Annotated in this window: 2 protein-coding genes; both read right to left on the bottom strand. The window is 64.4% G+C overall.

Going from position 1 to position 2,903, the window contains the following annotated elements; all coding sequences use genetic code 11:
* Positions 1-976 (bottom strand): ABC transporter substrate-binding protein (locus WA702_RS18265; protein WP_425111937.1); only part of this gene is annotated, 976 nt, incomplete at its 3' end.
* Positions 977-1,404: 428 nt separating this feature from the next.
* The coding region (locus tag WA702_RS18260) for an efflux RND transporter permease subunit (RefSeq protein WP_425111936.1) at positions 1,405-2,903 on the bottom strand (1,499 nt) is incomplete at its 5' end.

Here is a 2,903-nt window from a genome sequence, read left to right as displayed (position 1 = left end):
CATCGAGCGGGATCGCCTGCTTGAGATTGTCCGGCGTGGTCGGCAGCTCCGGCGCATATTTCTCCGGGACGAGCTTCGCCGCGGCCACGTTGGGCAGACCATAGGCGATGTATTCGGGAAGCTTCGCCTGGTTCTCGGTCTGGCTGGCGAAGGCGATGAAATTCATCGCGGCATCCTTGTTCGGCGAGTTCTTCAGGATGACCCAGCTGTCGACCGCGTAGATCGAGGCCGGAAACACGAAGCCGAAATGCTTGCCCTCGGAGCGGTTGATGGCGCTGATGCGGCCATTATAGGCCGACGTCATCACCACCTGTCCCGACGACAACAGCTGCAACGGTTGCGCGCCGGCTTCCCACCAGACGATGTCGGCCTTCAGCGCATCGAGCTTCTTGAAGGCGCGGTCCACGCCCTCGGGCGTCTTCAGCACCTTGTAGACATCGGCCACCGGCACGCCGTCGGCCATCAGCGCGAATTCGAGCGTGTATTTGGCGCCCTTCCGCAAGGAGCGCTTGCCGGGGAATTTCGCCGTATCCCAGAAGTCCGCCCAGGATTTCGGCCCATCCTTGAGCTTGTCGCCGTCATAGGCGATGCCGGTCGACCACACGATGGCGCCGACGCCGCAGTCGCTGACCCCTGCCGGAATGAAGGCGTCCTTGCCGCCCATCTTCTGCCAGTCGATCTTCTCATAGATGCCGTCGGTGCAGCCGAGCTCGAGCTCCTCGGCCTCGACCTGCACCGCATCCCAGTTCGGGGTACCGGCCTTGACCTTCGCCTGCAGCACGCCGTAGCCGCCGTCCCAGCTCTCGTCGAGCACGGGCGCCCCGAGCTTGGCGGCAAAGGGCTGGAAGTAGATTTTCCGCTGGGCGTCCTGGTAATTGCCTCCCCAGGAGACGACGGTGAGATCGCGTGCATGCGCCGGAAGCGCAGCGCCCGCCAGCGTGGCCGCGGTGACAAGTGCCGCCTGCAAAACCTTCATCGACGCCCCCTTTACGATCAAACCGCCAACCTCATCAAATCATCGCTCGCGAGCAGGGGAAGTCAAGGCTAACGTGCATCGTGCGGGCATTCCGCCGGGGACACAACTCCCTGGTCGTCGCGCGCAGTCCGGACGCTTTCGTCGGCGGTGTCTTCGGGCGAATTTGAGGCGAGATCGGCCGGCGCAGCGGAGTCGGCTGGCCTGGAGAACTGGGGCCTTGTTGCATCGTAGCGGCCGATCCGCTCGAACAACTGCGCATCCTTCATAAGGCGCGCGGCGACAAAATGATTTAATAGTTCCATCTTCTTGGTCCTTCAAAGCAAGATGACCCGGTGGCCGGGCGCGGGTCCGGCCACCGGGTCTGCACGACGCTCAGGAATTGGCGTATTCGAGAGCGTCGATGCATTCCGTCAACTAGGTCACATTCCTCACTCCGCGGCCTGCGGGACGTGACCGACGGTGGCCTCGCCGCCGTGATGCGTCAGCGGCTTCATGCCGGTGACCGTCCGCAGCAGCACATAGAACACCGGCGTCAGGAACAGGCCGAACACCGTCACGCCGATCATGCCGGAGAACACCGCGACGCCCATCGCGCGCCGCATCTCCGAGCCGGCGCCGGTCGACAACACCAGCGGCAGCACGCCCATGATGAACGCCATCGACGTCATCAGGATCGGCCGCAGCCGCAGCCGGCTGGCCTCGATCGCGGCGCGGATCGGCGTCCGTCCGGCGAATTCGAGCTCGCGTGCGAACTCCACGATCAGGATCGCGTTCTTCGCCGAGAGACCGACCAGCAAGATCAGGCCGATCTGGGTGAAGATGTTGTTGTCGCCCTTGGAGAGGTAGACACCGAACATCGCAGCCAACAGCGCCATCGGCACGATCATGAGGATCGACAGCGGCAGGGCCAGGCTTTCGTAGAGCGCCGCCAGCACCAGGAAAACCAGGAGGATGGCCAGCGGAAACACCCAGATGCCGGAATCGCCGGCGATGAACTCCTGATAGGTCAGGTCGGTCCATTCGAAGGCAAAGCCCGGCGGCAGGGTTTCCGCGGCGACGCGCGTGGCGGCCGCCTGCGCCTGGCCGGAGGAATAGCCCGGCGCCGGCGCGGCGTTGACGTCGGAGGACAGGAAGCCGTTGTAGCGGATCGCACGCTCCGGTCCTGCGCTTTGGCGGATCTTCAACAGCGCCGACAGCGGCACCATGTCGCCGGACGCGGCGCGCACCTTCAACTGCCTGATGTCGTCGGCGCGGGCGCGGAACGGCGCGTCCGCCTGCACATAGACCGAGTAGGTGCGGCCGAACTTGTTGAAGTCGTTCACGTAGTAAGAGCCGAGGTAGATCTGCAGCGTGTTGAAGACCTCCGTCACGGGGACGCCGAGCTGCAGCGCCTTGGTGCGGTCAATATCGGCGAAGATCTGCGGCACGTTGACCTGGAAGCTCGAGAACAGGCCGGCGATCTCCGGTTGCTTCGACAACCCGGCCATGAAGGCCTTGGTGGCGTCGTTCAGCGCCTCATAACCGAGGCCGGCGCGATCCTCGATCTGCAGCTTGAAGCCGCCGATGGTGCCGAGGCCATTGACCGGCGGCGGCGGGAACATGGCGATGAAGGCATCCTGCAGGCCGGCATACTTCTTATTCAAATCCATTGCGATCGCGCCGCCCGACAGTGCCGGTCCCTTGCGCTCGTCGAACGGCTTCAGGGTCGAGAACACGATACCGGCGTTGGAGGAGTTGGTGAAGCCGGAGATCGACAGGCCCGGAAACTGCACTGAGCTTTCCACGCCGGGCTGGGTCAGTGCGATGTCGCCCATCTTGCGGATCACCTCTTCGGTGCGATCCAGCGACGCGCCGTCCGGCAGCCGGGCGAAGCCGACCAGATACTGCTTGTCCTGGCCCGGCACGAAGCCGCCCGGCACCTGCTTGA

Source organism: Bradyrhizobium sp., from assembly GCF_049798375.1.
In the GTDB taxonomy this organism is placed as follows: domain Bacteria; phylum Pseudomonadota; class Alphaproteobacteria; order Rhizobiales; family Xanthobacteraceae; genus Bradyrhizobium.
Note: the sequence above shows the minus strand (reverse complement) of the source record. Positions and strands in the feature narration are given on the sequence as shown.